4 protein-coding genes are annotated in these 5,592 nt (G+C 47.9%); 1 reads left to right on the plus strand and 3 read right to left on the minus strand.

The annotated features are described in order from the left end of the window. Positions 1–3,168 (minus strand): class I SAM-dependent DNA methyltransferase (locus LWP20_RS17915; protein ID WP_242929554.1); only part of this gene is annotated, 3,168 nt, incomplete at its 3' end. Positions 3,169–3,509: 341 nt separating this feature from the next. On the opposite strand from LWP20_RS17915, the gene LWP20_RS17920 reads away from it, so the two are divergent. Then, positions 3,510–4,202, plus strand: coding sequence for an SOS response-associated peptidase (locus LWP20_RS17920; protein WP_242929555.1), 693 nt, complete (start codon positions 3,510–3,512; stop codon positions 4,200–4,202). 159 nt (positions 4,203–4,361) lie between these two features. Here LWP20_RS17920 and LWP20_RS17925 read toward each other — a convergent pair whose 3' ends face one another. Both LWP20_RS17925 and LWP20_RS17930 read right to left on the minus strand, forming a co-directional pair. Then, positions 4,362–5,057 (minus strand): DUF305 domain-containing protein, encoded by a 696-nt coding sequence (locus LWP20_RS17925; RefSeq protein ID WP_242929556.1) that lies wholly within the window; start codon positions 5,055–5,057, stop codon positions 4,362–4,364. 93 nt (positions 5,058–5,150) lie between these two features. Further along, on the minus strand, positions 5,151–5,592 hold a 442-nt coding region (locus tag LWP20_RS17930; protein WP_242929557.1), incomplete at its 5' end, for an HAD-IC family P-type ATPase.

Here is a 5,592-nt window from a genome sequence, read left to right on the forward strand (position 1 = left end):
GGGGCGGAGCCAGCGGATGTGTCCGCGTGCTTCTTCGGCGGCGCGTTCCTTGTTCAGAGCAACCAGGCCTTCCAGAATTTCTTCTTCGGGCACGTTGGCAGGCCAGCCATAGGCGGCGGCAACGGCGGCATCGAGCTCGGTGTGTAGCTGCAACAGGATACTTACCAGCCCTTGTTCGTGGGTTTTCTGCTCTTTGGCATTCAGCGCCTCGCCCGACCGCAGTTTCTCGAGCACGTTATACATGTCGGTGATGGTGAGCGTGGGGTGCTGCGCCTGACGCTGCTTGCGGTGCGCGTCCAGCTGCTCGGCTATACTTCGGATCTGCTCCTGCTGCGCTTCGGTGGCGGCAGGGAAGGGGAAGGGGTCGAAGCAACGGGATTTACTATAAACAGAATCATTGCCAACTCCTAGGTATCCACCAGAAGCCATTGCCCACGCAACATGAAATTTACTACTTAAGACACCTAAATTGTAAGCATCGGGCAATGCAATAGCAACAAGTTTATTATCTGGAAGTATAGCTTTATCCAAGAAAGTAAAAAAGCGATGTTTAGAAGTCTCTATAGTAACAATGTATCTGTTTACTCCCTCTAAAGCTGCTCGTAATCCTTCCCTGCTTTCTCCATACAACCACCATTGTTCACGTATTTTCTTCCTGTTGTTTTGGTCCCTTTCTGGTTTTACAAAGTTTAAAATATGTTGAAATACTTCAGGAAAATTATCTCTAACAGAAAATTCTGTATGACCAAATAAATCAATCACGAAAGAACCACGACTTTTACTTGTTATATCTCTCCCATTCAAGTATGGTTTGATGACTTCAGCAATTGAATTATTGCTGCCATAGCCAAGACTTAGAGCTTTTTCTTCAGATAAAATAAAACCAGCTCCGAATAACATCATACCTCGGCTACTAATTTTCTCATTCGATTTCAAAGGCACTGAAGAAGTAACTGCTGCACCTACCGTAAGATCAGGTTTAATCTTTCCTTTTTGCTCGACAAATACAACCTTAACTTCTAAATCATCAGTGTTATTCTCTTTAACTACTTTATCAATTCTTCCTGTTGTTTCCAATGATTCAGCAACAGTAAGTGCTATTCTTACTGCTGCACCATCAGCACTATCTATCCAAGGATGATCAGGTATAGCATAAACTATTGAGAGTGGTGGATTAGCTTCTATTTGCTCTTCCATCACTCGACGATTAAAGGTCTGTTTTATACTATTGGTAGTGATGAAGCCGAATCGTTCTGCCTTATCCGCACGAATAATTTCAGCAGCTTTGTGCCACCAGAACATCACGAAATCTGCACTTTCCGGTACAGCGCCTTTGTATACTTTTCGGAGTGCTTCGGTATAGCCATCTCCCAACGCTTCGCGCATACGGGCAGGGCCAATAAACGGCGGGTTGCCAACTATAAAATCGGCTTCGGGCCAGGTGGCGGGTTTGGGGTCGAGGTAATCGTAAACTATAGTTCGGGCGGTTTCGTCGGGCACTTCCTGGCCGGTAACCGGGTGCGGTTTGGTGCTGTGGCCGTCCCAGCGGGTAACAGGCTGGTTGTTGCTGTCGAGGCGTTCTTTGCGGTCGGAGTAGCTCAGCACCGCGTCCTGTTGTTTTATGTTGCCGTACTCGCGCAGTATTGGGTTGCTCAGGCGGGTGGCCGAGCCATGCGCCCGGAAGTGCCACTGCAGATACCCGATCCAGAGCACGACGTCGGCAATGGCCGCAGCGCGCGGGTTTACTTCCAGGCCCAGCAGCTGCGCCGGCGTTACGGTAAAGCCGCCTGTCATGTCCATTTTCAACTGGCGCGGGAAATGCTCCAGGTACTCCAGCACTTCGCCTTCCAGCCTTTTCAGGTGCTCCAGGGTTACGTACAAGAAGTTGCCGCTTCCGCAGGCCGGGTCCAGCACGCGCACCGAGCACAAGCGGCGGTGGAAGTTCTCAATTTCTTTTCGGGCTCCGGCTTCGTCGCCGCTGTCTTCAAGTATAGCCGAGGCGGTGCGGGCAGCTTCCCACTCTTCGCGCAGCGGCTCAATTACGGTTGGCATTACCAGGCGCTCCACGTAGGCGCGGGGCGTGTAGTGGGCACCCAGTTTGTGGCGCTCGCGTGGCTGCAGTGCCCGCTCCAGCAAGGTACCGAAAATAGCAGGCTCCACATCTGTCCAACTGGCGTCAGCAGCATCTATCAGCAAATCCAGCTGCGCTTCTGAAATAGGCAGCGCTTCCGGGGTTTTAAACAGGTAGCCGTTAAATTGTGGTATTTCTCTGTGCAGCGCCGGTGCAAAGCCGCCTTTATCCATATTCTCCCAAAGGGCTTTCAGCGCACTCGGGAAATACTGAATGTTGTGCCGGTACAGCTTCAAAAGCTCTTTGAAAGAATCTTTTGGTAACAGCTCAACATCTTCGGCAAACATGGTAAACAAGCAACGCATCAGAAAGCCCGACACCTGCTCCGGTGTATAGCCGGTCTGCTCCAGCGATGCCGCCAGTTTTGCCAGTCGCTCGGCCAGTTGCCGGGTTACACGCGCGGCACGTCGGCTCGGGTCCAGTTCCAGCGGCTCGGTAAAGAGCAAACGCAGGCGCTCGCGCACTTCCTCGCGGTGCAGTTCCTCTAAGGTAATCCTATAGTTCTGCGGATCCGGAAACGGCACGTAGGTCTTTCCCTGCCGGGCAAAGTCGGCATACAAGTCCAGGCAATAGCCCACATCCACCACCGCTAAAAACGGTGGCCAGCCTTCGGTGGTCGGCAGCGAGCGGGCATAGCGCAGCGCCTGTTCCTTGGCCTTTTTCATTTCACGGTCCCAGGTGCGGGTGTCGCGGGTGGCTGTGCCGGTCTTGGTTTTGGTGCGTGCTGCGCCCAGTAGTTCGGCTTCGGTTATACTTGCTTTGTCAGCACCCTGCTTGGCTTCCAGCACAAAGCAGTCTTTTTTGTAGAGGTCAATAAAGTTGGTGCTCGTCTTGCCTTCGCCATCATCAAACACCACTGGCCGCTCAAAAGTATAAGTGGCTTCGTGTACCTTGTCGGTGGCCGGCATCGGCTTTTCCACGCCCAGCAGCTCGCACAACTCTGTTAAAAACAACTGGTAATTAGCGCGTTCCGAAGCGCCGGAAGCTTTCCAGCGGCTGATGAAGTTTTCTATAGTTGGGGTAGAGGTGTGGGGCATGCTGAAAGTATAGTCTGTTTCCGAATTTGAGGTTCGTAACTATTTGTTACAGGCCTTGGAGTTATATTTACCTTATACTATATAAAGTTAAAGTATTTATCTATTGAGACGAAACTTTAAGGTAAATTTAAGTTGTGCAGGTCGCCGGATAAGCGTGTAACTTTTTGTAACAGCAGCGTGCTTATTATCTAAAGTTTGGGTAACTATAGCTATTTGTTTAGTATCTCAAACTATAGATTTTATTTGGTAATTAGCATACTGTTAATTAGTGGTAACTAATTGTTACAGCTTTAAATACATCAGTTAGTTTATGGGTCGATTACAATAAAACAGGTATTTATATGTGTGGCAGATATTCCGTAGCGATTACGATAAAAGATAAAAATAACAAAGCTTCTAAGGTAGCCCGATTGATTGAGAAGTATAAGTTAGAAGCGCACTATAATGCCGCACCTTCGCAATTGTTACCAATTGTTACAAGCGATAAGCCGGATCAGGTACAGCTCTTTTCCTGGGGCTTACTACCGCACTGGTCCAAAGACGGAAACTCTAAAATCAAACCTATCAATGCGCGCGCCGAAACGTTGCTCGACAAACCTAGTTTCCGTGAACTTATCAATAGTAAGCGCTGCCTGGTTCCGGCTGATGGCTTTTATGAATGGCGCACATCAACAGCCGGTAAATTACCTTACCGGTTCCTGCTTAAAAGCGAAGAGCTCTTCTCGTTTGCCGGATTATGGGATACATGGGCCGATACAGAGACTGGGGAGGTGTTGAACACTTTTACGATCATCACGACACAGGCTAACGAACTGGTAAAGCCGACACACGACCGGATGCCGTTAATTTTAGCTCCGAAAAATGAAGATCACTGGCTGGATAAAAACAGTAGTAACACATTGTTACTAGACTTATTGCGGCCTTTTCCGGCAGCTGAAATGAAAGCCTATGCGGTATCTCCGTTAGTAAATTCCGTTATGAATAATACACCTGCCATTTTAATTCCGGCACCAGAACAAGGTAGTCTGTTTTAAGCTTGTAACATATTGTTACGGGTAAATTTGAAGGTAAGATTAAACAAGAATCTAGCTTACTATTATGTTATCCTTTAAAACAGGAAAACCGCTTAATCAATTAAATAAGCGGTTTTCCTGTTTTAAGTTTATGTGTAAATCTACGGAGAGATTTAAAAGCTATTTTTTATTTTGTTCCTGCCATGTTTCCAGTTCTTTGATCTCTTTTGTCTGCTGATCAATCGTTTTTTGCGCCATTTGTTTCATTTCCTGCGTCTTGCCTGTTTTAAGGAATTCTTTTGCCATTTCGTTGCCCATCTGGTGGTGGTGGATCATCATAGCGGCAAAGTTCTGGTCAGTATTCATGCCGCTCATATCCTGCTGATGCATCTGCTGCATCATGCGGTTCATGGGGTGCATCATACGCATGGTGGTAGCGGTGTCTCCGGTGGTAGGCTTATGTTTGCTCGTGAAGTCTTGTAGCTTTTGAATTTCAGCCTGATTAGAAGTCTTTGTTTTCTGAGCCATCTCCTTCATTTTAGCATCTGTGCCATTTGCTATTTCTTCATCTCCCATTCTGATGGCCCCTTGGTGGTGGTGGGTCATCATCAGGGCAAAATCATAATCGGGATCGCCGGTCATATTAGCTTTCATACCCTGCATTTCCTGCATATTTTGGTGCATGTGCGCCATCATGCCACCGCCCGCCATTGCCGTATCCATGGAAGTCTCAGCGCTCATGTCTGAAGTTGTCTCTTCTGTAATGGTTGTAGTGGTTTCTTTAGTTTTACTTTCTTGCCCACCACAAGCTGTAACGAATAGCACTGTTACTGCACAAAGGGCCAATATTTGGATCTGCTTTCCTAAATTTTTCATAGTCTTAAGTTTATTTATGTGTCTATAAGATCAGTTTATACGCCTTGTTATTCAGGCAGTTGTATAAGAGAAGGATACCTAGTTGCTGCTAGCTTACCTTATTTGCCTTCGCAGCAGCTGTGCATTGATGGCAACTATAACCGTACTTAAACTCATAAGTGCTGCCCCTACAGCCGGCGAAACCATAATACCTTGGTTATAGAGCACGCCTGCTGCCAGGGGCAGCGCGATCACGTTGTAGCCTGTTGCCCAGATCAGGTTCTGAATCATTTTACGGTAAGTGGCTTTGCCAAAAAGTATAAGCGAAGCGATGTCCTGCGGATTGCTATTCACTAGTATGATGTCGGCAGTTTCGGCAGCAACATCGGTTCCGGAACCTACGGCAATCCCTACGTCAGCTTGGGCAAGGGCAGGGGCATCATTCACACCATCGCCGGTCATAGCTACAAACTCGCCTTTGTCCTGCAATTCCTTTACCTTCTCCTGTTTCTGGTGCGGCAGCACATTGGCCAGGTAACCATCCATCTGCAGTTTA

Source organism: Pontibacter vulgaris, from assembly GCF_022758145.1.
Taxonomy (GTDB): domain Bacteria; phylum Bacteroidota; class Bacteroidia; order Cytophagales; family Hymenobacteraceae; genus Pontibacter; species Pontibacter vulgaris.